Source organism: Enterococcus sp. 125944, assembly GCF_051909435.1.
In the GTDB taxonomy this organism is placed as follows: domain Bacteria; phylum Bacillota; class Bacilli; order Lactobacillales; family Enterococcaceae; genus Enterococcus_D; species Enterococcus_D gallinarum.
The window spans coordinates 14,030-40,051 of sequence record NZ_JBQASY010000024.1 but is presented as its reverse complement, the minus strand read 5'-3'; the positions used below and the strand labels follow the sequence as shown (position 1 = coordinate 40,051).

At 41.1% G+C, this 26,022-nt stretch carries 28 protein-coding genes; 5 read left to right on the top strand and 23 right to left on the bottom strand.

The genetic code is table 11. From position 1 onward, the window contains the following. Positions 1-485: 485 nt before the first annotated feature. The 3 genes from ACTFWY_RS15875 to ACTFWY_RS15865 all read right to left on the bottom strand — a co-directional run bounded on the left by ACTFWY_RS15875 (position 486) and on the right by ACTFWY_RS15865 (position 2,347). Positions 486-1,052: a hypothetical protein gene (locus ACTFWY_RS15875; protein WP_050762678.1), complete on the bottom strand. Its 567-nt coding sequence runs from the start codon at positions 1,050-1,052 to the stop codon at positions 486-488. A gap of 575 nt (positions 1,053-1,627) precedes the next feature. Beyond that, positions 1,628-1,765, bottom strand: coding sequence for a hypothetical protein (locus tag ACTFWY_RS15870; RefSeq protein ID WP_155804651.1), 138 nt, complete (start codon positions 1,763-1,765; stop codon positions 1,628-1,630). A 249-nt stretch (positions 1,766-2,014) separates the two neighbouring features. Then, positions 2,015-2,347 (bottom strand): hypothetical protein, encoded by a 333-nt coding sequence (locus ACTFWY_RS15865; RefSeq protein ID WP_005469925.1) that lies wholly within the window; start codon positions 2,345-2,347, stop codon positions 2,015-2,017. A 171-nt stretch (positions 2,348-2,518) separates the two neighbouring features. On the opposite strand from ACTFWY_RS15865, the gene ACTFWY_RS15860 reads away from it, so the two are divergent. Both ACTFWY_RS15860 and ACTFWY_RS15855 read left to right on the top strand, forming a co-directional pair. Then, a complete protein-coding gene (locus tag ACTFWY_RS15860; protein WP_096711076.1) occupies positions 2,519-2,851 on the top strand; it encodes a helix-turn-helix domain-containing protein in 333 nt (110 codons plus the stop codon). Positions 2,852-2,856: 5 nt separating this feature from the next. Further along, positions 2,857-3,321: an ImmA/IrrE family metallo-endopeptidase gene (locus ACTFWY_RS15855; protein ID WP_003129307.1), complete on the top strand. Its 465-nt coding sequence runs from the start codon at positions 2,857-2,859 to the stop codon at positions 3,319-3,321. Between the two features lie 221 nt (positions 3,322-3,542). On the opposite strand, the gene ACTFWY_RS15850 is transcribed toward ACTFWY_RS15855, so the two are convergent. The 5 genes from ACTFWY_RS15850 to ACTFWY_RS15830 all read right to left on the bottom strand — a co-directional run bounded on the left by ACTFWY_RS15850 (position 3,543) and on the right by ACTFWY_RS15830 (position 7,771). Continuing rightward, positions 3,543-4,349: a metallophosphoesterase family protein gene (locus ACTFWY_RS15850; protein ID WP_003129306.1), complete on the bottom strand. Its 807-nt coding sequence runs from the start codon at positions 4,347-4,349 to the stop codon at positions 3,543-3,545. A 3-nt stretch (positions 4,350-4,352) separates the two neighbouring features. Next, positions 4,353-5,135, bottom strand: coding sequence for a phosphonate ABC transporter, permease protein PhnE (phnE, locus tag ACTFWY_RS15845; protein WP_003129305.1), 783 nt, complete (start codon positions 5,133-5,135; stop codon positions 4,353-4,355). Next, positions 5,132-5,911 carry a phosphonate ABC transporter, permease protein PhnE gene (gene phnE, locus ACTFWY_RS15840; RefSeq protein WP_005469909.1) on the bottom strand — a complete coding sequence of 260 codons (780 nt, stop codon included), beginning with the start codon at positions 5,909-5,911 and terminating at the stop codon, positions 5,132-5,134. Before phnE (ACTFWY_RS15840) ends, phnE (ACTFWY_RS15845) begins: the two co-directional genes overlap by 4 nt. Beyond that, positions 5,883-6,674, bottom strand: coding sequence for a phosphonate ABC transporter ATP-binding protein (gene phnC, locus ACTFWY_RS15835; RefSeq protein ID WP_003129303.1), 792 nt, complete (start codon positions 6,672-6,674; stop codon positions 5,883-5,885). Before phnC ends, phnE (ACTFWY_RS15840) begins: the two co-directional genes overlap by 29 nt. Before the next feature lie 173 nt (positions 6,675-6,847). After that, entirely contained in the window at positions 6,848-7,771 is a 924-nt protein-coding gene (locus ACTFWY_RS15830; RefSeq protein ID WP_311828821.1) for a phosphate/phosphite/phosphonate ABC transporter substrate-binding protein, read from the bottom strand. Positions 7,772-7,964: 193 nt separating this feature from the next. Here ACTFWY_RS15830 and ACTFWY_RS15825 point away from each other — a divergent pair, with 193 nt between their 5' ends. Further along, on the top strand, positions 7,965-8,636 hold the full coding sequence (locus ACTFWY_RS15825; RefSeq protein WP_003129300.1) for a cyclic nucleotide-binding domain-containing protein: 672 nt from the start codon (positions 7,965-7,967) through the stop codon (positions 8,634-8,636). Between the two features lie 203 nt (positions 8,637-8,839). On the opposite strand, the gene ACTFWY_RS15820 is transcribed toward ACTFWY_RS15825, so the two are convergent. Then, on the bottom strand, positions 8,840-9,424 hold the full coding sequence (locus ACTFWY_RS15820) for a TetR/AcrR family transcriptional regulator (protein ID WP_005469905.1): 585 nt from the start codon (positions 9,422-9,424) through the stop codon (positions 8,840-8,842). A gap of 115 nt (positions 9,425-9,539) precedes the next feature. Here ACTFWY_RS15820 and ACTFWY_RS15815 point away from each other — a divergent pair, with 115 nt between their 5' ends. Both ACTFWY_RS15815 and ACTFWY_RS15810 read left to right on the top strand, forming a co-directional pair. After that, positions 9,540-10,631 carry an ABC transporter permease gene (locus tag ACTFWY_RS15815; protein ID WP_003129298.1) on the top strand — a complete coding sequence of 364 codons (1,092 nt, stop codon included), beginning with the start codon at positions 9,540-9,542 and terminating at the stop codon, positions 10,629-10,631. Position 10,632: 1 nt separating this feature from the next. Beyond that, the gene (locus ACTFWY_RS15810; RefSeq protein ID WP_003129297.1) at positions 10,633-11,340 is read left to right on the top strand and encodes an ABC transporter ATP-binding protein; all 708 of its coding nucleotides are present in this window, start codon (positions 10,633-10,635) and stop codon (positions 11,338-11,340) included. Between the two features lie 97 nt (positions 11,341-11,437). On the opposite strand, the gene ACTFWY_RS15805 is transcribed toward ACTFWY_RS15810, so the two are convergent. The 14 genes from ACTFWY_RS15805 to ACTFWY_RS15740 all read right to left on the bottom strand — a co-directional run bounded on the left by ACTFWY_RS15805 (position 11,438) and on the right by ACTFWY_RS15740 (position 25,868). Next, entirely contained in the window at positions 11,438-13,297 is a 1,860-nt protein-coding gene (locus ACTFWY_RS15805; protein WP_195493490.1) for a beta-glucoside-specific PTS transporter subunit IIABC, read from the bottom strand. Positions 13,298-13,434: 137 nt separating this feature from the next. Beyond that, complete coding sequence (gene licT, locus ACTFWY_RS15800; RefSeq protein WP_003129295.1) at positions 13,435-14,274, bottom strand: BglG family transcription antiterminator LicT; 840 nt, start codon at positions 14,272-14,274, stop codon at positions 13,435-13,437. Positions 14,275-14,554: 280 nt separating this feature from the next. Next, positions 14,555-15,451: an EamA family transporter RarD gene (gene rarD / locus ACTFWY_RS15795; RefSeq protein WP_021150690.1), complete on the bottom strand. Its 897-nt coding sequence runs from the start codon at positions 15,449-15,451 to the stop codon at positions 14,555-14,557. A 242-nt stretch (positions 15,452-15,693) separates the two neighbouring features. Further along, complete coding sequence (locus ACTFWY_RS15790) at positions 15,694-16,500, bottom strand: MurR/RpiR family transcriptional regulator (RefSeq protein ID WP_003129292.1); 807 nt, start codon at positions 16,498-16,500, stop codon at positions 15,694-15,696. Between the two features lie 61 nt (positions 16,501-16,561). Next, positions 16,562-17,443: an N-acetylglucosamine kinase gene (locus ACTFWY_RS15785; RefSeq protein WP_034705499.1), complete on the bottom strand. Its 882-nt coding sequence runs from the start codon at positions 17,441-17,443 to the stop codon at positions 16,562-16,564. 281 nt (positions 17,444-17,724) lie between these two features. Then, complete coding sequence (locus ACTFWY_RS15780) at positions 17,725-18,045, bottom strand: PTS lactose/cellobiose transporter subunit IIA (protein WP_003129290.1); 321 nt, start codon at positions 18,043-18,045, stop codon at positions 17,725-17,727. A 37-nt stretch (positions 18,046-18,082) separates the two neighbouring features. Next, entirely contained in the window at positions 18,083-18,355 is a 273-nt protein-coding gene (locus ACTFWY_RS15775) for a hypothetical protein (RefSeq protein ID WP_003129289.1), read from the bottom strand. Continuing rightward, positions 18,352-19,614, bottom strand: coding sequence for a PTS sugar transporter subunit IIC (locus ACTFWY_RS15770; RefSeq protein ID WP_003129288.1), 1,263 nt, complete (start codon positions 19,612-19,614; stop codon positions 18,352-18,354). The genes ACTFWY_RS15775 and ACTFWY_RS15770 overlap by 4 nt, the downstream gene beginning before the upstream one ends. A 16-nt stretch (positions 19,615-19,630) precedes the next feature. Further along, positions 19,631-19,939 (bottom strand): PTS sugar transporter subunit IIB, encoded by a 309-nt coding sequence (locus ACTFWY_RS15765; protein WP_003129287.1) that lies wholly within the window; start codon positions 19,937-19,939, stop codon positions 19,631-19,633. A 5-nt stretch (positions 19,940-19,944) separates the two neighbouring features. Beyond that, on the bottom strand, positions 19,945-21,381 hold the full coding sequence (locus tag ACTFWY_RS15760; RefSeq protein ID WP_003129286.1) for a glycoside hydrolase family 1 protein: 1,437 nt from the start codon (positions 21,379-21,381) through the stop codon (positions 19,945-19,947). A 177-nt stretch (positions 21,382-21,558) separates the two neighbouring features. Further along, entirely contained in the window at positions 21,559-22,980 is a 1,422-nt protein-coding gene (locus ACTFWY_RS15755; RefSeq protein ID WP_195493489.1) for an MDR family MFS transporter, read from the bottom strand. Continuing rightward, positions 22,964-23,419, bottom strand: coding sequence for a MarR family winged helix-turn-helix transcriptional regulator (locus ACTFWY_RS15750; RefSeq protein WP_029486225.1), 456 nt, complete (start codon positions 23,417-23,419; stop codon positions 22,964-22,966). Before ACTFWY_RS15750 ends, ACTFWY_RS15755 begins: the two co-directional genes overlap by 17 nt. A gap of 148 nt (positions 23,420-23,567) precedes the next feature. Further along, positions 23,568-24,581, bottom strand: a complete 1,014-nt coding sequence (locus tag ACTFWY_RS15745; protein WP_005469887.1) for a tRNA dihydrouridine synthase — start codon at positions 24,579-24,581, stop codon at positions 23,568-23,570. Between the two features lie 111 nt (positions 24,582-24,692). Continuing rightward, positions 24,693-25,868: a multidrug effflux MFS transporter gene (locus tag ACTFWY_RS15740; protein WP_439927260.1), complete on the bottom strand. Its 1,176-nt coding sequence runs from the start codon at positions 25,866-25,868 to the stop codon at positions 24,693-24,695. Between the last annotated feature and the right edge of the window lie 154 nt (positions 25,869-26,022).

Here is a 26,022-nt window from a genome sequence, read left to right as displayed (position 1 = left end):
AATGGACACGGAATAATTCATTCAAATCGCCTTTGTTCGCTAGAGTCTTTAGAATTTCTGTAGTAAAATCGTTCATAGGGAAGTCCTCTCTTCTGTGAATGTGTTGTGGTAGCTCTATTCTACAGAAGGGACTTCCTTTTTTCTATTTACACAAAATATTTTACACTCTCTTCAGTCTGCATGGAAATCAAGTTATTATTGGGAATTCCAGCTTAATCTATAGTAAGCAATATATTCTTATTATTCATTTTGAAATTTTGCAGCAGAGTCTTACATTTTTTTGTCATTTTTTTTCCACATTTTTAATATTAGCGATGCTATTTTATCATTAAGTACTATCAAAAATAGGACTGTAACAATAATCATCGTATCGTGATTTGGAAAATACCTAAATCCTAATAATAAAAATAGTAGTGCTATGAATGTTATTACATAAGCTATCTTTCTTTTTCTATCTACCGTCACTTCATTCACCTTCGATCCTACTAGCTATCCTGTGTCCATATAGCAGTTGGAACTAAGAGATGGGCTTTATTCCTCGAAAATCTTATAATTACTCCTTTGTTGAGATCCACACTTCCTGCTTTATCTATCAAGAACGCTGCCGCAGTCGATGCGAAAACACCTGCAATTGGGGAAAATAAACTTGATAGAGCCCCAACTCCTAGAGCTAACGCTGCTTTTGAATACGAACTATCTAAATATAGGTACTTCAAGTCATTGCTCATTACAATCATTTTATTTACGCCTCTACGTAGCATGACTGATCTGGTATTCATTTCAATTTCTTCCTTGGTCCAAATATCTTCTGGATCATAACCTTTCTCAATTGCTAAATTCATTAGGTCTTGGAAAGTTATACTGGTGATTTCTGCTATAACCTCATCTGAAAGATATTCTAGTAGTACACCATACGTTCCTTCTTCATCTACATACTCATTTTCATTTGTATTGGTGTTAACTTCTGATGCAATTGCTACAGTATTCCCAATAGTTCCAACACCTAAAATTATCGCAGCACACACACAAATCGCTTTAATCTTATTCAGCATTTTCATCTACCTCGTTTTAATTAATTACTTTTACAATATTACAACACACAATTATACACGACTAAACAATGTATAAAATTGTTCTTTCGGTGTTTGTCCACTTCATCCAACACAATAATAGAAAATAGTTAGTAAGAGAATAATAATTAGTATTCATCAAAAACTGAAGAAAGATTACCCTTTTCGATTTTTCCTTATTCTGAAAGCGTGCTATCACTGAATCCAATTATTGCTTCAACTTCTTTATACGATTTACCGAAAATAATTTATCCATAAACAGACCACTTTTTTGGCGTACTGGTTGCTCTCGAGCAGCCTTCCTTGTAATCTTGTAATTCCGATTATTCTTTCTTTTAAAGGATACAAGCGTATTTACATCGAGCTTAAATAATCGAAAAAAGTATTTCTTTTCTCTATAAGTTCCTTCATTAGAATCATCTTACAAATCTAAAGACATCTGTTCAAAAGCGTGTGGCTTTCATTTTATTGCCTTAACGTTATAATTTATTTGCGAAATACGATAATTGGTACAAGTTACAACACAAAGGGCCGACCTACTGCGAATAGGTCGGCCCTTATTTTGTGCTGGAAGCAACGGCTAGCGACTGTCCTAGAAGCAGCTTACTTTTGATGATTGGATTCTTAGAAATAAGTTCTAGTACCAGTCCTATAAAGATTGACGCCATAATCAATGCAATAATTTGGTCAATCAAGAAAAAACACCCCTGAACTCATCCATCCCATAGTAAAGACTGCAACGTGCTCCTCGTTTATGGATAGCTTTTCCTCATAATCATTTACTTTACTACTGTTTCAGAATATCTTTAACCAGTTACTAGTTTACTTCTCTTTATTAGTGAAGTGGGCTAGTTCTGCATATTCTTAGTAAAATGCTTTCCTCTCCTTCACTTTATCCCCTGTCTTTCCTAGGAACGAGTCCAAGCCTCTCTCATCTATATCATTCATCCCTTTTGCTGATTCTGAACAGCTGTCTCTTTCAGTTGGCGGTTCTCTGCGGCTAAACGCTCCTGCTCACTACGGGCTTTTGCTAGTTCTGCCTGATAGATAATGATCTCTTCTTGGTGGGCTCTCCGAGCGGCACTTACGCTAGCTTCCAGCTCATCCACTTTTGTTTCTAGTTCGAGATTGAGCTTTTCATACTTTTCATATAAGATCTTGGCATTTTCTATATTGGTCTGCTCTAAGTTTGCTTTGCTCGACACCCGAGTAGCAAAGTAGGTTAGAACACCGGTAATCAAGGAAGGTAAAACGACTGCGGCAACTGTTGTATCCATAGATAACCCCTCTCTCATTCTCTTTTTGATACAAAATGTATCAACTAATTGGAGTATATTCGATACGATTCATATCGTCAACTAAAAAGATACATTGCATATCTTTATTCAATCAAATTAGATACACTTCGTATCTAATTGTGGTATACTGATCGAAAAGGGGGGATCACCATGCTTGGTGAACGATTAAAAGCACTGCGGCTAGGAATGAATCAAACGCAGCAACAGATTGCTGACCATCTAGGAATCACCCGGGCCGCCTATTCGCATTTTGAAAACGATCGAAACGAGCCTGATGGTGAAACGATCGTGAAATTAGCTGAATTATTCCATGTCTCCACAGACTATTTGTTAGGACGACATGCCATAGACAACTTCACCCAACCTTCTAAGCGGGTGCAAACAGTAGCTGCCCATATTGATGAAAATGTAACCGATGAACAAATGGAAGACATTCTGAATTATATCGACTTTATAAAACAGCGGCATGCCCAAAAGGATTGATGTATATGGATAAAGTTGAAGAACTAATGGCTGCATACCCAGATCTGCATTTTATTTTTGATAAAAATATGCCAGAAGGTCAACAAGGCTTATATATCGATGATCATATTTATCTGAATCCAAAACAATCGAAAGCAGACTTGTTAGGGACCATGGGTGAAGAAATCGGACACTATTTAACAAGTGCAGGAGACATCACTGCACAAGATACCAATGAAAAGCGTAAACAGGAACGTAAGGCACGTGACATTGGTGCAGCAATCGTTGTCACACCTTACGATATCATCGCCTGCTTTGAAGAGGGCTGCAAAACGTTACTAGAATGCGCCTCTTTTTTAGGGGTAACAACGCGAACGCTCAAAGATGCGGTCTGTTACTATGCCCGACGCTTTGACGGAATCAAGACAGACAATCAGTATACGTTGCTGTTTCAATTAGATGGAACCATTGAGGTGATCAAAACCTTTTAGTTACTAGCTGTGAGCGTTGGGCAATATTTGGATCAGTGAAGACACTTCTTGATACGATTCTACAGCTTTACTATTTCTTAAATAACAAAAAACGGCACTGTGCCGTCACGTTCATAAACAGAGCGCTCATTAAAAGCTTTACGGTACATTCGCTACTCATCAGTGGCGCGCGGATGTACCGTTGATTTCTGATTATTTCGATTGATGCACAAGGCCGTTTTCTATTCTTGGGTCATATCTACAACTTTCAGCAGTCGATTTGGCAAATAATTCTCAGAAGTTTGATGAATCAATTTACCGGATTCAAAACGATACAAATTATAGCCATATCGTTCTTCGAAGCGCACGATGCCTTGACCTTCATCTTCTCCCACAAAAGACATACTGGCGACAGTATAGTAAGGAATCCCTTGGATCTCACCGGTAAAGGAATGATGCGTGTGACCATTGAGGATACAGCGAATGTTATAGGAGGACAGCAAGTCCAACAAACGATCCGTACCGGGCCACACCGGTGTCGTACTTTGATGTGCCAGTAAATGATGATGGGTCACTAAGACGATCGGCAGATTTTTTAATTCCGCTAACGTCTGTTGCAGCCAGTGGAATTGTTGTTCATCGACAACGCCATCAGAAGCTCCATAGCGGGAATTATCAAAGGCAACAATCGCCATATCTGAATAACATTTTACTTGATTATATGGCGACTCGGAGGCCGCTGTACCGCACCAGCCTATGTGGAAATTGCTTTTGATGTCATGATTGCCTAAAGTAACGATTATTTCGACATCGCCTAGCAGCCTATGCAGTTGTTCTTTCAAGTAACGATAGTCTTCCACGTCTCCATCCTCCGTCAAATCCCCACTGATAACGACTAGGTCAATCGTTGCTCGTTGCTGGGCATGGCGAAGACATTCTGTTAATGGAATCAATGGATTCTGCATGGCCGCCAACATGCCTTGATAACCCTCTTGGCAGTCTGGGTATTGTCTGCGAAAATGTATATCTGATATATGCAATAAATTCATCTTTTATCTCAATTTCTTTCTTATGATTCCTGTTATTTGGTCTAAAGCAAAGACGGTGATCACTACACCGATCAAAATAATACTAACTTTACTCCACGTACGTGTTTGGATCGCAAAAATCAATGGTGCACCGATTCCGCCTGCACCAACTAAGCCTAGTGTTGCCGCACTACGCACAGCGATCTCAAAATGATTCAACGCAAAGGAACTATAGATCGGCATCAAATAAGGGACACGTACAAAAAACATTGTTTGCCAGAAATTTGCACCCACCGCCTGCATCTCTTCGGTCAGCCGTTCATCCATCGCTTCCATCTCTTCCGTAAACAACTTGCCTAACATTCCGATTTGATGGACACCGATTGCCATCACACCGGCAAAAGGTCCTGGACCAACGACTTTAACAAAAATGATCGCATAGACCAGTTCTGGAAACGCCCGCAAGACGTTGCAAATAAATTTACCGATTTTAGCGACCCAAGGAGTTGCTGACCAGAGATTGGCCGCACTCAGCAATGTGATGGGAATGGCTAAAACCGTGGCGATCATGGTTCCCAAGCAAGCGATGCCGATCGTTAATAACAGCAGACTAAATAAATCTTCCCCGCTGCCGTCATAGAAAAATGACCAGTCTGGCTGACTCAGTCCTTTCAACACATCTCTGCCCATTGCCAGTGAAAAAGTGCTTAATCCCGAATAGTCTAAGTCCATTGCAGACAACAGGAACAGGACTACGAATAGTCCCCATAGGAGCCACGTTTTTTTACTCACTTCACGAATCATCATAGAAAGGACCTCCTTACTCGTTCACTTAATTGGTCAACGATGGCCACAGTGACTAAAATCGTCAAAATAATGATGGAAACTCGTTCATATTTCAGCAATGCCAAAGACGAATTCAAAATGACGCCGATCCCCCCAGCCCCTACATAACCTAGGACTGTCGAAGCACGAACATTGACCTCAAATGCATAAAAGGTATAGCTGGCAAACTGACTGATGACTTGAGGAGCTACTGACCAGACTGCAATCTGCAATTTGCTGGCCCCGACCGCCGCCGCAGCTTCGATCGGACCAAAATCGATTGTTTCAATTGCTTGGAACATCAACTGAGAGACCATCCCAAATGTAAAGACAGCAATCGTCAGGACCCCTGTTGCTTCTCCAATCCCAAAGATAGCAACAAACAATGCAGCCAATAATAGGTTAGGAATCGTCCGAATCAAGCCCAATAAAAAGCGAAAGATCGTCGAAAGCCAGCGATTTTCAGTAATGACTGTCGTAGCCAAGAAACTGACCGGGATCGCTAGACAGACACCGATGACCGTTCCAACTAAAGACATTTCCAATGTTTTAAGCATTGGCGAGACTAATTTCGGTAAATAGCTAAAATCCGGATGCAAGAAACGTGCAAAGAATGCCGTTACTTGGTTGGAATTTGACCAGACTTGCGCAAAGTCAGCCCCTGTGATCCATGCACTGCTTTGAAAGCAAAGAATTAAGAAGAGCAAGATCAGCAGGTTCTTGTACCACTTAAAGTGAACGGTCTCTTTCAATTTCATGGGTTTCTCCTGCCTTTTCTTCAAAAATCGCCTTGCCATAAATCTGTTCCAGCCGTTCATCTGTCAATGCTTCCGGCACACCATCAAAAACAACCGTTCCCGCTTTCAAAGCAATGACTCGTGTGGAGTAAGACCGTGCTAGCGGAACAGAGTGGAGGTTGACGATCACTGTTTTTTTCATTTCTTGATTGATTTTTTTCAAGTCCTGCATGACTTTCTCTGTCGTGATCGGGTCTAATGAAGCTACTGGCTCATCTGCTAGAATAATCGGTGCTTGCTGAACAAGCGCTCTTGCTATTGAGACCCTTTGCTGCTGACCGCCACTCAACTGATCGCTGCGGGTCTGCAGCTTATCCAACAGACCAACCGTGGCTAGTGCTTCTTTTGTTCGTTGATAGTCTTCTTTTGTAAATAATCCTAAAATACTTTTCCAAGTTGAATAATACCCTAAACGTCCAGATAGGACGTTCTTTTGAACGGTACTGCGTTTGACTAAATTGAAACTTTGAGAGATCAATCCGATTTGACGACGGATCAATCGTAATTCTTTCTTGCTTGCCTTAGTGATCGAGGTCTCATTAATGCGGATATCCCCTTCAGTGATCGGCACTAAACGATTGATCGAGCGCAATAAGGTGCTTTTCCCTGCCCCACTCAGACCGATGATTGAGACAAATTCTCCCTCTTCGATCGTCAAATTAATGTTTTGTAGTCCTTTGACCCCGTTTGGGTATACTTTGGACACATTTTCGAAAATTATCATACTTCTTCCCCATCTTTATAAGCATTGTGACACGGATCATACCAAAAGAATGAGAGACGAAGGGATACTTTGGTGGGATCGCTCTCGTTTTCACTATATCAGCCGCCCTCGCAAAAAGATCTGCACCCTTCGTCCAATCATTTTTCTGTTATTCCTTGTCGCAGCCCATTGTTTTACTCGGCTGCTTTTTCGGTATATTCACGGATCGTATCATAAGCAGAATCAGCTGCTTCTTCATATCCTTGATGTCCCCACAATGACATCGCTTCTGCGCCTTCTTCGTCATCTTTCATGTTCAAGAAAACATCTTTGATTTCTTTTTTCAAGACATCGTCCATTTTTGGTTGGACCGCAATAGCATCGTTAGGAATATCCCCTTCGGTCAGATAAAGTACTTTGAGATCTTTAAACAAATCATTGTCTGCAAAGCTAGAAGCAAAGACATTTCGCGCACCTTCGAAAACAAACGCAGCATCCATTTGACCATTCAAGACTGCTGTGATCTCACTTGGAATATCATTGACTGTTGTCAAAGTCGCTTCGGTGGTAGGATCTACTCCGGCATCTTTCATTTCAGCAACTGGATAGATGTATCCACTAGCTGAGTTAGGACTTAAAGTAGCGATCTTCTTGCCTTTCAAATCAGTCAATTCATTCAATCCGCTGTCTGCACGAACTAAGATCTCCCCTTTGAAAGTGTTTGTCAATTGACCTTCTAACGGCAACCCCGTTTCTTGATCATAATCCCCTAATTGCGAAGTCAAAATGGCTTCAGCAGCGTCCATATCTTTTGCTTGGACATAGGCAGCTGGCGGCATGATCCCGATATCTACTTGACCAGAAGCCATTGCTTCAACGATCGTTGAGTAATCCGTAGCCAAGGTCACATCCACCTGACGATCTAGCTTCTTTGATAAATATTCAGCGAAAGGTTTTGCTTTTGCTTCCATCGTCCCATCGTTGTTGGTCGGTACGAACTGCACCACTAATTTTTCTTTTGCTGCATCCTCTTGTTTTGAATTGCCACTGGCACAGCCAGTTAAAGCAACAGCCAACATAACTCCCATGATCCCTTTAGCAACCTGTTTGAAACGCATGTTTATTCCTCCTGTGAATGTTTTCTACTACGTGTAAATCATACCAAATAACTTCAGATTAAGAAGTGACACATGTCCTATTTTACCTTATTTTTACATACATTTTACATATAATATTAATTATCGTTCGTGTTGAGGCGTTGTTGATTCTAGGCTATAATAAAGAAAAACCTCCAAGGAGTGGTCCTTCTCCATGAAAAAGATCCATGATGCGCAACAGTTGTCTGCTTATATCGACACCTTTTCTTTGCAAAATTATTTAGATGCGGCGTTATCTGACATGGCGGTATTACACTCTTTCGACAAAGATGAGCACTTGATCCAGACAGGGACCGTATCCGATTATCTCTACTTCCTTGTGGAAGGAACCGTGATGGTCTACTCGTACCCTTCTGATACCCAAAATATCTTTATCGATTATGCCAAACCCGCCACTCTTTTAGGCGAAGCGTCCTCTTTATGGGAATTATTGCCAAAAAGCAGTGTAAAGGCCGTGACGCCTTGTATCTGCGTGTGCATTTCTTTGAATCGCTATCGTTCTGTTTTACAACAGGATGTTCGGTTTTTGCAGAACATTTGCCAACTCCTCAGCTCACGGCTCAATTCAGGGATCAACTTAGCCAATTCCCTCACTGAGCCAGTAGAAACTCGTTTAGCAAAATTCATTTTGCTTCATGAAGAAAAAGGGGTGTTTACGCATCAGTTGACGACTTGTGCTGCTGTCTTGAATGTTAGCTATCGTCATCTCTTACGAACGATCACAAATTTCCGTGAGAACCGCATTTTAGAAAAGCAAAAAAGCAAGTATGTGATCCGTGACCGCTCTGCTTTAGAAGTTCTTGCTGAAAATCTCAGTCATTCCTAAAGATTCTAAGGATCTACGTATGGAGAACCTTCTGAGTGGAACCGCGATTGCCAAAGTCTATTTCTTTAAGCTGTGATTCAATGTCTTCTTTCTAACTACAGATACTGACCTAAGCTATCTCCTCTAAAGTTGCCTTGACAGATAGCATGTTAGTCATTTCAATAAAACAGCCCTTCAGAAAGCCATCATTCTGAAGGGCTGTTTTATTGAATGCCTTGCTTTAACCATTTGACTTTAAATGCAAAATCCGTCAACAGTTCATTGCTTGTCCATTGATTGGCGTAAGCATCTGTTAAGCTGTCAATGACCAGTTTCATCGAGAAATAGAGAAAACTATCGGCCTCTTTTTGACTTTCGATCCGAAATTTATTTGCTGTTAATACTTTTTTCCAAGCTGCCGCGCCATGAGGATCCTCACTGCGATATGAAAACAAATAACTATTCTGGATCAATAGCTGCAATTCTTTGTATTCCTCACTATCTTTGCCATATTCTAACGCTTCAACTAAAAAAAGCTCCAATCCTTTGAAAAAATCCTGCTGATGTTTCCCAATTTTTCTTAGGATACGACCATGAACTTTGTTTGCTGAGTCATGGATCAAGTAATCATAAGCATCATTCAAATCTTCAAAATACTTATAAAAAATTCCCCGAGACATCTGCAGTGCTTCAACGATCTCACTGACTTTCACCTGGCTAATCGGTTTGTCAGAAAAAATCTTCAGCAAAACGTTTCGCACAACTATTTTTTTCTCAGGAGGAAGATTATTAAAAGTCGCCTTAGGCATAAGCCGCAGTCCTTTCTTTGAATTCGTTGCTTTATTATAGCATAGATGGCCGAAATTAATTCGGTGACAAAATGTCACCGTTGAGGTATGATGGATTTCGAAAGGGGAAATCATTATGTATTTAGCTTGGAAAGAAATCCGCTATGCCAAATTACGGTATAGCTTGATCATTGGCATCATGGTATTAGTTGCATATGTCGTATTTATGCTTTCTGGATTGGCCAATGGTCTGTCAGATGGTCACAAGAAAGCAGTCGCCGACTGGGGCGCTCAGACGATCGTACTATCCGAAGATAGTAATAAGGTCGCTAGTGCTTCCATTCTGACTCGCGGGGATTTATCCCGCGTGGAAGCAAAAGAAAAAGCCGCAGTTGGTCTGGCTTCTTCTGCAATCTCCCATAAAGGAAAAACCGAAAAGACCAATATCTCCGTCTTTGGTGCTGAGGCCGATCAATTCGTTGTCCCAAAAGTGATCGACGGCCGAAACTATCGCTCTACAAATGAAGTGATCGTTTCAGAAAACCTTCTGCCAGAGGGGTTTGCCTTAGGGGATCACATTCAATTAGGCGGCGATGATCAAGTCTTTACGATCGTGGGCGTCACGAAAGCAACGACTTACAGCGTGGTCCCCGTGCTTTATCTCAACCTAGATGCCTATGCTCAGCTTAAATATGGTAATCAAGAGTTTGATCAAAGCAACGGCCCTATTTCATTGATCGCTACTAAAGAGCCGAAATCTGACGTCAAACTCATCCAATCAAAGGATCAAACAAAACTAACGGCATTGACTTTTGATGATTTTGTTGAGAACTTGCCTGGTTATTCTGCCGAAAAATTGACGTTGAATGCAATGGTTTACTTTCTATTTGTAGTGGTAGCAGCAATTGTCGGGATTTTCCTCTATGTGATGACATTGCAAAAAACAGCCCTCTTTGGTGTATTGAAAGCACAGGGAGTTTCTACCGGCTATCTCGTTCGTTCCATCGTGGGACAGTCATTGATCGTAAGTATTGCTGGCGTTTTGATTGCTTTTGTTCTCAGCTATTTGACTAGTCTAGTATTGCCAGCTGCGATGCCGTTTACAGTCAATTTACTGCAGTGGTGTCTTTATGGCATGGTTCTGATTTTTGTCTCGATCATCGGTGGTTTATTCTCCATTCGAACAGTCACAAAAGTCGACCCGATTACAGCGATTGGAGGCGAATAAGATGGCACAAACAGTCTTATCTATGGAACACATTACAAAAACATTTGGTTCTGGCCATACCGCAGTTACTGCTCTAAAAGGAATCGATTTTTCAGTGACAGCCGGTGAATTCGTCAGCATCATTGGACCTTCTGGATCTGGCAAAAGTACGTTCTTAACGATTGCCGGCGGACTACAACGCCCCTCAGAAGGTAAAATCATCATTGGTCAGCAAGACTTTACTGATTTACCTGACAAAAAACGATCTGCTGCCCGTTTCAAAGAAATCGGCTTTATTCTGCAAAGTTCAAACCTCGTTCCTTTTTTGAAAGTCAGTGAACAGTTTGAGTTTGTAAACAAGCTGAACAAAGACAACCAAAAAGAAGCAGCGTCTCTTTTACGTTCCCTCGATATTTGGGAGCTCAGAAATAAATTCCCTAAAGAACTCTCAGGAGGCGAACGTCAACGAGTAGCAATCGCACGCGCATTGTTCAATGATCCTTCACTGATTTTGGCAGACGAACCGACGGCCAGCTTAGATTCGGAACATGCTTTTGATGTTGTCAAATTATTGGCTAAAGAAGCGCATGAAAAACAAAAGGCGATCATCATGGTAACCCATGATCCAAGAATGACCCAATGGAGCGATCGGGTCTATCGCATGCAAGATGGACTTTTAGTCGAAGAATCCATCAACCCGCACACTTCATCAAAAACTTCAGAAGAATAACTAAAAAAGCTATCCAAACATAGGGACTCGCGACTGCGATGTTCCTTCCGTTGGATAGCTATTTCTATTACAATTCACTGATTAAGACGCACCAGGTTTATTTGACGATCGCTAAGAAATCTTCCCCTTGCAAGACGTCTTCTTGATTCATATCCAACACATCTAAATAGTTCGGCGTATTCGTAACAACAATTGGCGTAACGGTTGAATACCCGGCTTCTTTGATTAGGGAAAGATCAAATTTGACTAATAGATCACCTTTTTTCACTTGATCCTCTTGTTTGACAAAAATCTCAAATCCTTTGCCCTCAAGCTCAACAGTATCCATTCCAATATGCATCAAGATCTCTACCCCATCTGTCGTTGTCAAACCAATCGCATGTCCTGTTGGAAATAGCGTAGTAATCGTCCCGTCAGCAGGCGCGACTAATGTACCGTTTGCTGGATCGATGGCAATCCCTTTGCCCATTGCTCCAGATGAAAAGACTTGGTCTTTCACTTCATTCAGTGGAACAACTCTACCAGCCAATGGACTGCTTAATACGACCCGCTCATTGGTAATGGATGGTGCAGGTACTTTTGATTTTTCTGTATCTGCGGGATTCGGTTGATCTTCAAAGCGCAAAACAAAAGTTAAGACAAAAGCTGCGCCAAAAGCAACGGCCGTTCCAATCGCAGCGGCAATCAAACCACTCATATCTTGTGTGTCTTGAGGGATAAAGGATGGTAAGCTCAAGAGACTGACTAAACCAAAAGTATAGTTCTTAACTTGACTGAAACCGACGATTGCACCACCGATCGCACCACTAATACATGCAGCAATAAACGGTTTTTTCAATGGCAACGTTACTCCATATACAGTTGGTTCCGTGATACCAAACAATGACGTGATCGTTGATGAAAGAGCCAATCCTTTCAGCTTGACGTTTTTGGTGATAAAGAAGACGGCTAGTGCTGCTCCACCTTGTGCCAATACAGCTGGCAATAGCATCGGCACCATTGTATCAAAACCAAATTGTGTCAAGTTCACCATCGCAATCGGCACAAAGCCCCAATGCATTCCAAACATCACAAATACTTGCCATAATCCCCCCATGATTGCTCCAGCAAGAATTGGGCTGAGATTATAGATTGCATCATAGCCGCTGCCTAACAAGTTCCCAACGATCGTTCCCAATGGACCCACAACGATAAATGTCACTGGTGCCATGATCAAGAAGACAGCTAATGGCACACAGATGATCTGTAGGAAACTAGGAATCACCTTTTTAAAGAAACGTTCCACATAGCTTTGTAAAAAGACGGCCAAAATGATCGGAATGACCGAGGAGGTATAGGCGCTGGCCCCAATGATTACTGGAATACCTACAAAACTCAATGTTTGTCCTGCTAATTCTGTGATACTTGGGTGAACAAGTGCCATGGCCAAAGAAACAGCTAGAAATTCATTGGTTTTAAATTTTTTCGCTGCTGTAAACGCCAACATCACAGGTAAGTAAGTAAAGAGCCCATCAGCAATGGCATACCAAACCGTGTAGACGCCAGAATCGGCCGCCAGCCAATTCATCGTCACTGCTAATGTCAGAAATCCTTTGAGAACCCCGGCCCCAGCCATTGCGCCTAAAAATGGGGTAAAGATCGATGAGATGATATCGATCAATTGATTCAGCGGATTTCCTTTTTCAGCAGATTTTTCTGATTCGCCATCAAAATTGGCGACCCCTGTTAGTTCGCGATAGACATCACTGACATGGCTGCCGATGACGACTTGATATTGTCCGCCACTTTGTACGACTTGGATCACGTCATCGTCTTGAATCAACCGATTTGTATCCGCTTTTTCTTCATCTTTTAGTTTGAAACGCAAGCGCGTCGCACAATGGACCACACTGTTGACATTTTCTTTGCCGCCGACCGCATCCAGGACGCGGACTGCTATTTCTTTGTTTGTACTCATTTCCAAACACTCCTTTTTTAATAAAATAAAAAACCCAGATTGAAAAAACGCGGTTAACAAGCGCAAACTTGCTAACTGCTGTCTTTTCAATCTGGGTCTTGCCTGCTGTACAGTAACAATCCGTTAATGATTGAATGTTAATTTGGTTCGTTGACAACGCGTTCAATATGGATCGTCAAGTAGATCATTTCTGACTCGCCGATTGGCTTGCCATACGTTTTGATCAGATATTCGTTGATCCGCTGGACTGTCTGAAAGGCTTTCGGGTATTTTGCCTGAATCAGTTCAAACAGGAATTCGTCCTTCTCGCCTGAAAGGTCATCACTTAAATACCGTTGAGCGAAATAGTGAAGATGAGTCGTGATCCGTTGATAATTCAAGGAATCAGGATTAAAGACTTTGCCATAGAAACGACTGATGATCGCTAACACATCACGAACGATCTCAACGGCTTGCATCGTCGTCTCCATGGTTCCATTGGCTTGCTCACTATTGACAATGTGAAAGGCGATAAATCCTTTCTCCGCTTCGGGAAGCGAAACACCAAAGTTCTTTTCAAAGCGTTCGACCGCTTTAGCAGCGATAGCGTACTCCTTAGGATAAAATTTTCGAGTCTCAAACAATAGTGGATTCGGTATTTCAATTCCTTCTCGAGCCCGCATCAAAGCATAGTGAATATGATCCGTCAGCGTTAAGTAAATATTCGGTGAAAGTTCGACTCCCAACACTTGCTCTGCTTCGTCGACCACTTGCTTGACTGCTTCGACCTCTTCTGCAGGAATATCCGCAAATAATTGTTGAAATTGATTTGCGGTGAAAGAGTCCTTCAAAACAAATTCTTTCTCCACAAATGCGTCGTCGATCACATCGCCGATTTTTTTCTTAAATGCGATGCCGCGTCCCATATAGATGACTTCTTCGCCGGCATCATTGGTGGAGACCACGACATTATTATTCAATATTTTTCCAATAACCATCGTTTTCCCTCATTCCAAAATAAAAAAACCTAGAATTTCCCCATAAATCTGCGGTCAATTCTGGTTTTGCCTGCCGAACAGTAACAATCCGATGTAACTGAAAAAATAATAGCACATCCTTTTTGAGATTGCAACCCTTTTCACGCAAGATTCTTTCTCCAAAAAATTAGCGGTTCTAATGGACAAGCTAGATAGTTGTTTTATTTTTCAGAATCTTGTTCGCTCGCAACAACTCCGTTAAGACAATTCATTTCCAAAAATGGTCTTAACGGAGTTGTTGTCAGTTGTTGCTTAGGTCTCGCCGGCGTTTCCATACTGCACCTAAAGTGCCATACGTGAATACTGCGATACCTAACCAAATAAATCCAAACGCGGTGAACTGCGCCAAAGAATAAGATTCGTGAAACAAGAAAACAGCTAGTAATAGCATGATCGTCGGATTTACATACTGGATAAAGCCTAATGTGATGTAAGAAACGCTTTTCGTTGCTTCCGCAAACAGCAACAATGGGATGGCAGTCACGACGCCGGCACCAATAAGTAAAAGATTGGTAGATAATGGATAAGCCATCAATCCAACAGAAGAAAAACCTAAAATATAAATCAATGCCGCCGGCAAAATAACAAAGGTTTCAACTGTTAATCCCGTTGCAGAACTGATTGGTATGTGTTTTTTGATGAGACCATACGTGCTGAATGAAAAAGCCATGATCAGTGAAGCATAAGGGATCGCACCAGTTTGCACCGAAAGCATGATCACTCCAACAGCTGCCAAACCACAAGCAATCATCCCCGACCGACTCAACCGTTCTTTCAAAAAAACAGTTGCCAACAAAACATTGACCAATGGATTGATGTAATAACCTAGGCTAGCTTCCATAACATGGCCGGCACTGACAGTAAATATAAAAGTAAACCAATTGATTGAAATCAAGATCGCCGCCAAAATAATCATTCCTGCAAACTTTTTGTTTTGCCAGATCCGCTTCAATTCAGAAACAAACTGTTGCCATCTGCCGCTAAGTCCGATAAAGCCAAGCATAAAGACAAATGACCAAATAATACGGTAGCACATGATCGCCAATGGCGAGACACCAGTGATCAGTTTCCAATAGAGGGTGATCAGCCCCCACAGCACATACGCTGTGATTCCCAACACGGTTCCTTTATTTTTCATTTTCCTAGTCGCTTTTTACCTTGTCAACGTACCCATAGTCCAAGAAAAAAACTTCCCTCCTCAAATATAAGTTATCTTATTATAACGAAAATAAAGTTTTTTCCTAGTATTTCATGAAAAAAACAAAAAAAGTCCCAACCGATAGCTTTCAAAATTTGAAAAATCGGTGGGATTTTTGAGAAACAACGTTTAATCATTTGTTGCTTATACTCTATTGGTTACTAACTTCATAGCAGACGACCTTATTTTTCTTTTACCGATAAGCGGCGCATATAAAAATAGAAAAGCAAATCAATCGTAACAATTTGCAAAATGATCGAATGAGTGGCCCCACTTCCGTAATGACCATTCTTGATATCTTCTGTCCGTGCTGTATGAATAGGTGTATCTACTTTTTTAGTCAGCTGGTTCTGCCCTAATTGAGACATTCCTAAGGTCGGCATACCAAGGCTTTTCGCTATTTCTACTAATGATAAAACATCGCGGTTTTTCCCTGAATGGGAGATTCCCCAAAACAAACTGTCTGCGCCATCATTTTTCATTTGTTGTGTCAGAAGATACCGATCTTTATCAAAAATCACTGTTTTTCCAATCCGAGTCCATTTTTGACGAATATCCTCTGCTGCTAGAACGGAAGTTCCTACACCATAAACATAGATTCGTTTAGCATGAAACATTTTGTCTACTACTTGTTGCACGGTTTGTTCATCTAATATAGGATCCGTTGCGTCAATAATCATCTTATTGTTTCTAAGAATCTTATTTTTAGCCGTTTGAAACGAATCATCATTTTGAATATCGCTATATTCATTATAGATTCGATTTTCAATATCTTTGGTTAAGGCTAACTTAAAGTCAGAAAATTTACTGAATCCCAATTTTTTAGAAAATCGAATGACCGCTGCTGGACTTGTATTCGAATGAACGGCTAACACATTAGATGTCATAGTAGGTATTTCATCAAGATTCTCGACAATATAATCTGCTAACTTCAAATCCGTAGTCGAAAGTTCATTTTTGATACTTTCAATAGTTGTTACTACACTCATTTCTGTCCCCCTCTACTGCATAGTTGCTTCAGCAATTAGTTACTTCTATTTTACATTAAATTCATGTCGAACTGAGAAGTTTACGATAAAAATAAAAGGCACCTTTTGTATTTGGTGAATCACTTAAAACCACTTCCGTAATTTGATCTTGGAGACGAGCAACAACCGATTCTCGAATAAAGTGATTTTTTTCTAGCACTGAACCTGCTAAAGCTAACTTCACTTGGGTTTGGTTCATTCTGTTTAGTAACAAACGAATCATTTCGATCAATTCGTCAGCAGTTTCTTGCAATAGTTGATGAGTGATGGGGTCGTTTAAATGCGCCTTCGAAAAAAACAATGATTTTTGTGCAACTTCAGCCTTGTTCATCTGATAAAGTTCACTAATTGCTTTAGCTGGATCGTTCATATCTAAAAAAGATAGAAAGTCTTGGGAGAATCTAGACAAAGGTGAACCATGGTCCATTTCTTGTGCAATATGGCGATAGCATTTCAGTGCTAGAGCATAGGCACTTCCTTCATCCCCTACTAAATGTCCCCAGCCCCCTACTCGATAGAAGTTTCTGTCAACAGATCCATAGGCGACTGATCCGGTCCCAGAAATAATCAAAGCGCCATCCGATCCTTCAAGTTTATTGATTAACCCTAAGTGAGCATCAGAAATCACTTTGGTTTTTTGAAACTGCTGCAGCTCATGTTGAACAAGATGATGTAACCCACTCGTCTCTATACCTGCAATTCCAGCTAAAACGCCGATGCAATTGCCTGATTGATGTTCTAAAACAGACTGGATCCCTTGTCTCAAAACTGCTAATGTACGATTTGTATCTACCACAATATTTCCAGCTGACAGGTGCAAATCAAAGAGTGCTCTTCCCTTTTTGTCATAGGTAGTAAATTGGGTCTTTGTCCCCCCAGCATCAATTCCTAGTACATAATTCATTTCTTTTCCTCCTAAAAAACTGCAATAGAAACGTTCCGACAATCTAGTGAGTATCTGATCAGTGATAAAAAACGACTATCAGCATTCGAACAGTATTCGAAGATAATGGATCATTATATCTCCTTTAGTACTGCTTGCTAAGAAGAGAGGATTTCCCCAATAGGTTTTGGCTTATTCATTAAATCCTTATCAAACCATTGCTTTATGAACGGCTTTATTCAGCAGATTACGAGTCACTGTATCATTTGTCGAGGATCGTTTCTATCACAGCTTAATGGATGTTAGTTCTGATTGAATTGATTCAATTGCTGTTGCATTTTAATCAGTCGTTCAATCAATGCTTGCTCGCTCATTGTTGTCATTAACTGGTCTTGCGCATGAATCAACAAAAGACTGATCTGCCCTTGACCTTTTAGATCATCTTGAATCAATTTCGTCTGCAAATTATGAGCAATGGTCATCTCTGCTTCTGCCTGTTGCATACACATTACCGATTGCTCATGATTGTCTGCTTCTGCTGCATCCAACGCTTCAAAAAGCATTCCTCGCGCATTGCCACTATGAACGATTAATTCAAAAATCACTGCTTCGATATTTTCCATGATATCACCTACTTCATTTAAAATCATTTTTTCATGGTTAGAACTGATAAATAAACAACTCGCAAATAAGGAACATTGCTGCAAAGGTTACAATCGAAAAATAAGCATATCGTTTCATGGTAAATTTTTCTTTTCGGTCAACATATAACGCAATCGCTGGAAAGATAAGACTGATAGAAACCAAATTCCCTATAAATAAAAACGTCTCAGACTGAACGTATGAATTGATTGCAATCAACAGGATGTTCACGCTAAAAACAGTTCCTAAATAAAATAATGCACCTTTGAACTGCATTCTTGTTTTTCTCATGCTTCGCCTTCCATTTCTTGCATTAATTGTTTATTGTCATAAATCTTGAAGAAGGGATAATAAACGACCGTAGCGATCAATATGTTAACAATGACCAATAGAATAGCTCGCCAATCTCCTCCGGTAGCCAAATACGCGCCGATTGGTGCCGGTAAAGTCCATGGTGGCTGCACAAACATCAAGTGCACCCAACCAGCTTTAAATACCAGCCAAGTAACCGTTGTCATCAAAATCGGTGCTAACACAAAAGGAACAAAGAATATCGGATTTAGCATGATTGGAAATCCAAAAATCACTGGCTCATTGATATTGAAGATGCTTGGAATCAGACAAGCTCGACTAATGGACTTGGTATACTTGGCTTTTCCAAAAAGAATCGCGCAAATAATCAAGCCAATTGTCGCGCCAGATCCTCCAATCCAAATGAACCATTGAAAGAATGTTTCTGGAGCAATATGGGTAGGAGTTTGATGGTTTGCAACTTTTTCGGCATTCTCAGTAAAAAATTGAAGCCAAATCGGACGTGCCACTGAGCCAACGATCGAGTCACCATGAATCCCAAAAAGCCAGAAAAAAGTAACCAAGAAAACTGGAACTAGGACCCCTAAGAAAGTATCTCCTGCTTTTACTAAAGGTGAAAAAAGAGTTTGGATCACTTGTTCAATATTCACTTTAAAGACAACATTAATCGTTCCAATCACTATGATAATAATTGCTGCTGGAATTACGGCCTCAAAGGAGCGTGCGACAGAGCTAGGAACTTGTTCTGGCATTTTAAACATAATCTTTTTGGTTTTACAAAATCGTAAAACTTCAACCGCAAAAATGGCTAAAACCATACACGGGAAAATCCCCACTGATCCGAGTGATTCCATTGGCAACATCAATCCTTGATCGAACTGTACCGGCATAATACTTAATAGAAAAGCTGCCACCGATAATTGTGCTCCGGTCAAAGGATCTAACTGATAACTTTTCGCTAAATTGTATCCGATTCCAAAACAAATATACAGAGACATAATCCAAAATGTCATCCGATAGGGAATTAGAATTTCCGTAATGTGATCTGTTGCCCATTGGTGAATTGCCCAGTTTTCTGGAACAGGTGGAAAAGCAATGATCAGAAAGAAACTACCAACAATAATAAACGGAATCGCCGAAACAACCCCATCACGAAGCGCTCGAAGATGTCGTTGCTCAGAGATCTTCGACATTGGTAACGCAACCTTGTCCTCTAGCATTTCAAAGAAATGATTCATTTTTATCCTCCTTTTCTCAACTCAAACTTTCAATAATTTTCAAGAGATTCTTGCCACCTAACGGACTGTAATCTGTGGGTTTGATCAATTCAATAGGAATATGTGCTTCATCTGCGGACTGTTTAAACAAGCTAAAGCGATGCTTTACTTGTGGGGCTACAAAAATAATGTCCCAATCTTTTTCTTGGATAACTGAATCCGCCTCACCACTTCCTACTGCAGAACTTGTTAGAGCAATTCCTTTTTTTTCGGCTTCTTTGTCTAGCGCTTTTTCTACAATTGCACTAGACATCCCACCAGAACAGATAAATAGAACTTTTTTCATTTGATTTACTCTCCCTTCTTATTCTTTTCAATAAAAGAACGATACCAATAAAAGCTATCTTTCTTGTATCTACGATAATCTCCATTCCCCTCATTATCAGCATCAACATAAATGACACCATAGCGTTTATCCATCTCACAGCTGCCTGCGGATACAATATCAATGATCCCCCAAGCAATATACGCAATAACGTTGACCTGATCGATATCTCTAGCTTTAACTATTTCAGCAAAGTGCTCTTTGAAATAATCAATTCTGTAGGAATCATGAATTGTGCCATCTGCCTCGAGTTGATCTTTCGCACCGAAGCCATTTTCAGCGATTATAACTGGTTTTCTATAGCGGTCATAAACTTTATTTAATGTTGTTCGCATACCGATAGGATCAATTTGCCATCCCCAATCACTTGCTTTTAAGTAAGGATTTTTCGTTGTAACTACTAAATTCCCTGCAGTTTTTTCTGCTTCCTCGGTCGTTACCACACTGGAAGAATAATAAGAAAAAGAAACAAAGTCGCAAGTATATTCCTTCAGAATCTGGCGATCTTCTGCGGTTATATCTAGATCAACAGAATTTTTCTCAAAAAAAGAATGCATATAATAGGGGTATTCCCCTTGCATAAGCACATCACTGCAAAACCACTGATTAATCTGTTCCTCTTTCACTAATTTCAAATTATCTTCTGGTTTTGGTGTCAACGGATAATAGCAGAAACACGACACCATGGAACCAAAGATTCCAGGAATATCCATTTTTCGTGCCAGCTGAATCGTTTTTGCATTTGCAACAAATTGATAATGTAGTGCTTGAAATACATCTTGATAGATATAGTCACCATTGCTTGGTTTGATTAATCCTGTACCGTTATAGGGACTAAAAAAGCCGGCATTAATTTCATTAAATGGCAACCAAAAATCCACTTGATTTCCCCATCGAGACAAAACAAACTCTGCAAAAGAGAGGTAATGGTCAATCATTTCACGATTCTTCCACCCACCGATGCTTTCCACCAAATAAAGTGGCACCGCATAATGATTCATTGTCAAAAAAATTTTGATTCCTTTCTTCTTTAATTCCCGAAAAATCGAATCATAATATGCCACACCTTGTTCATTTGGTTGCTCTTCATTCCCCAGTGGAAATAATCGTGACCAGCTAATCGAGAAACGATATAAATCAATCCCTAACTCGCTTAGCAGCTGTAGATCTTCCTCCCAGTTTTCGTATCCTTTCGTCCCTTTTCTAAACGGATAAAATTGGGTAGTTTCTGATTCTTTTGCTTCATTGATCACCTCTTGAGTCAACAATCGCGTTTGGATTGTTGCATTATTACTTCGAGGAAGATAGGGACGGCAATCTTGTGTATCTATCCCTTTCCCATCCTTATATCCACCTTCATATTGACTAGCTGCGGTTGCACCGCCCCAGTAAAACGTTCTCAATAGTATTCACTGCCTTTCTCTTTGTGACAGCTTCATTATAGACCTTCTGATTATTTTTTTCAATATTTTATTAAATATTTTGATTATTTTTTTCAAAAAGAGATTTTACATATGAAAGAAACATTCAAAATTAAAAAAAAACCGCTTCGCAAAAAGCGAAGCGATTTGACTAGTTGATTAATTTTCTACTTCTATCAGAACTTCTGTGCGACTATCTTTGATCAAAAATAATCCCGTGAACAATAGCAGTCCCGAAGCGACGGTCATGACTAAAAACGAAACATTCATGCCGTGGAGCAAAGCGGCGGAGCCAGTCAATGTATGACTGTTGCGGGCGACCGTATTCATGATCCCAACAAAAACAGCTGTGCCGATGGCGCCGGCGACCGTCCGCAGCGATGTCAGTAATGCGGTACCATGAGCAGTCAATTCTGGCGGGATATTTTTATTGCCCCAGGTAACAAATGGCATCAATAAACAGCCCGTGGCGGCACAGCGTAAAATATTCAGGCAGACCGCCATCCAAATTCCTGTGTGTATATGAATAAAAAACATACCGATATTACTTAAAACTAACGAACTGCCGCCAATGATCGTTATGATGCGGATACCGACTTTGTCATAGATACGGCCAGCGATAGGACTCAAAAAGGCAGAAACTAACGAACCTGGCAATACCACCAACCCTGAGATTGTTGCAGATTTTCCAAGAATGGATTGTACATACAAGGGTATCAGCATTGAAGAGCCCATTAAAACAAGATAGAGTAAAATACTCCCAAACACACTTAGCGCATACTCTTTCGTTTTGAGGACCCGCAGATCCAAGAAGGGCACTGCCGCTTTCATTTGGCGGTGGGCAAATAAGATGCCGCCAATCAAACCTACGAGCAATGCACCCAAGACAGGGAGACTGGCAAAGCCATAGGTTCCTAGATTCCCGAATCCTAATGTGAAGCCGCCAAAAGTCACAGCGCTGAGTAAAAAGGAGAGCAGATCAAATTTTTTCTTCGTTACATCCAAGACATCTTCAAAGACATTCAACGCCCAAATCAACGAAACAAAAACAATGGCACCGACAATATAAAAAATGGCATGCCAGTTCAATTTATCAACGATCATTCCAGCTAATGTAGGGGCGATCACTGGTGCGGCAGTGATCGATAACCCATACCAACCCATGATTGCACCAATTCGATCCATTGGATAGATCGTCAATAGAATCACTTGAGCCATTGAGATCAAAATACCATTACCAATGGCTTGGAGGATACGAGACATCATCATAATGGGAAAATTCGGTGCTAACGCACATAGAACCATCCCAATAAGAGCGATTACCAATGCGGAAAGATATAATTTTTTGGTAGGTACCCGATTCATCAAAAAAGCGGTCAACGGCATGACGATAGCCATGGCGAGGGAATAGCCGCTGGTCAGCCACTGTCCAGTGGTCACAGAAATTTGCAAGTCGGCCACGATGGCCGGTAATGCGGTGGTCAATGCGGTGGATAACATCGTTAGTGCGATACAAGTAAGAATCAGATTAATAAAAATAAAGGTTCTTTTACGGTTTGTCAGATTACTCGGTTGGTTCAATAGATTCCGCCTCCATGCGTTGGTAATAAGCTTCAATTTTTTCTAACCCGCGACCAAAGGCTTGTTTTTCTTCTTCTGTTAGATCGGTCAGCATATCTTGGTGTGCTTTGCTGCGTTTTTGTTTCATCGCAGCAGCTTCAGCTTTTCCTTCTTTCGTTAATGAGATCAACTGGATTCGTTTATCTTGCGGAGATGTTTCTTTTTTGATCCAGCCTTTTTTCTCCATTTTTTTTAAGAGCTCCCCTGCTGATGTCGAGCGGATCGCCAAATAGGCGGCTAAGTCTTTCTGATTCAGTGTGCCGCGCTCGTCCAAAACTAACAAACAGTTGAACTGTCCCCGCCCAGGCATGAAGGGACCATATTTTCTTTCAGAATAACGACGATTCAATTTATACACTTCAAAAAACCGTTCAACGATCTTTTGCTCTGAGTAAGACATATGTATTGCTCCTTTTTTGTTCATTAAAACCAATTAAATAGGTACCTACTTAACAGACTGCTCTCTATTTTACATAGGTACCTATCTATTGTCAAGGTTACTTCTACATACAAAAAAAGCATTTCTCTCCTTGGAGAGAAATGCTCAGTTATTTGTGCTCCTCAGCAGCATCAGATACTTCTTCAGACAATGTTCCCGCAGCTTTATTAGCATGAAACTCTGCTAGAAGTCTGCGAACTTCATCTGTCGACTTAGTTGTCATCAATTGTGCGCGCAAATCGCTCGCCCCAGGAAATCCTTTGACATAAATCTTAAAGAAGCGATGCAATCCGGCAATGGATCGGGGAACCATCGTAGCATAATGGTCTTGCAGGTCTAGCTGCAATTGCAGCAACCCTAATAATTCCTCCGATGAGTGTTCTTTTGGTTCTTTCTCAAAGGCATAGGGATTTTTGAAAATGCCCCGTCCAATCATGATTCCGTCTACGCCATACTGTTGGGCTAACGCTAGTCCTGCTTGACGATCTGGAATATCGCCATTGATAGTGATCAATGTTTGAGGTGCCACTCGATCACGAATCGCTAGAACTTCTGGGATCAGATCCCAATGGGCAGGGACTTTACTCATCTCTTTGCGGGTCCGCAAATGAACAGAAAGATTGGCAATGTCTTGCTGCAACAAGTGAGTGATCCAAGCTTCCATCTCAGCCATTTCTGTGTAGCCGATCCGTGTTTTGACGCTGACTGGCAACCCACCTGCTTTTGCCGCTTCAATCAACTCAGCCGCCACATCGGGACGCAAGATCAAGCCGCTGCCTTTGCCGCGACCGGCAACATTTGGGACAGGACACCCCATATTGATATCGATCCCTTTAAATCCCATTTCCGCCATTCCAATACTCATTTGCCGGAAAAATTCCGGCTTGTCTCCCCAAATATGGGCGACGATCGGTTGCTCGTCTTCTGTGAATGTCAGTCGACCACGAACACTCTCGATCCCATCTGGATGGCAGTAACTATCTGAATTGGTAAATTCCGTAAAGAAGACATCTGGCGCCCCTGCTGTCTGCACAACATGGCGGAACACTACATCTGTCACATCTTCCATTGGTGCTAAAATAAAAAAAGGCTTCGGTAACTCCGCCCAAAAATTTGTTGTCATGCTTTCCGCTCCATTTCTTAGTGACCGGATCACTTCTTTGATCCAACTTACAAAAACATAGTCATTATACTAGGAATAAGCAAAAGAAGCAAAAAGCGAGACCATCCGCACTCATGGTCTCGCTTCTTGTTTCATTACTCGATAGACGCCTAATGCACCGATTTCGCACAAAAAGATCAGTAACGCTAGTGGAAGATAGGTATGACTGCCCATGATACCCACTAGCGGCGTACAGATGATCCCGATGCTGTACATGTCGATCCCTAAGATCGAGGAAGCGACCCCAGCGTGTTCACCTTGCCGATCCATCGCTAATGTAGTTACCACCGAATTGACGATCCCTAATGTCGCCACGACCAGAAATAGCCCAATGATCGCTAATGCAATAGAATTTCTGATGCCACTCAGCATCACCAGTACACTGCCAATAAAACCGATCACCAATCCGCTGCCTAATTGCTGGACTAGGGACAATCGCCGCGATAAAATCCCCGAAAGCTCCGCAGTCACAATGATACCGATCCCGTTGATACCATACAATAGGCTATACATTTGATCACTGAGCCCATAGACATTTTGGAACATGAAAGAGGATCCTGAAATATAACTAAACAATGCACCATAAATAAATCCTTGGATAAGCACCAGTAACATAAAGATGCGATCAGACAATACTGCCCGCCAGCCAGATTCCATCTGATGGATGTGTTCTTGCGGCTGTAATGTTTCCTGATAGCCAAAGAGAATACCAAGCAATAGCAAGATGCCTAAACCACCCAAAAAAAGAAAAATCGTTTGCCAAGAAGCCACTGCCAAAATCGCACTGCCTAGCAGTGGGGAAATGATCGGGAAAATACCGTTCACTGCAATCAGCATCGCAAAAAACTTCGTCAGCCGTTCGCCGGTAAATAAATCTTTCGCAATCGCACGGGTCAAAACGATCCCTGCGGAACTGGCGATTCCTTGCAAGAGACGCAAAGCTAGGAATAACCAGATATTTCGCACGAAGGGAACAAGTAAACAGCAAAGAATCGCTACGGTAATCCCTATAGCAAGAGGTTTCTTGCGCCCAATCCGGTCACTAAGTGTTCCGATTGCTAATGGACCTAATGCTAAACCAATCAGACACATGGTCAAACTCATTTGTGTGAGAGAAGCACTGATTCCTAATTCTTCTTGAATGACTGGAAAAGCCGGTAAATAAGCATCCATTAGTAAAGGGCCATAGGCGCTCAATGTGCCAAGCAATAAGGACAGCCAAATGATCCTACCTTTTGATAACTCCATTTTTCCTTCTCCTTTCCTATCTAAAAAACCTACCTCTAGAATACTAGCTGATTCCGTGGTGATTTTCAATGAGAATTTTTCTTAATTTCAGATATTTTTAAACAACTAAAACAATTCGTTTGGATATGGCTTTTTTTAGTTTTTGGTTCTAAGA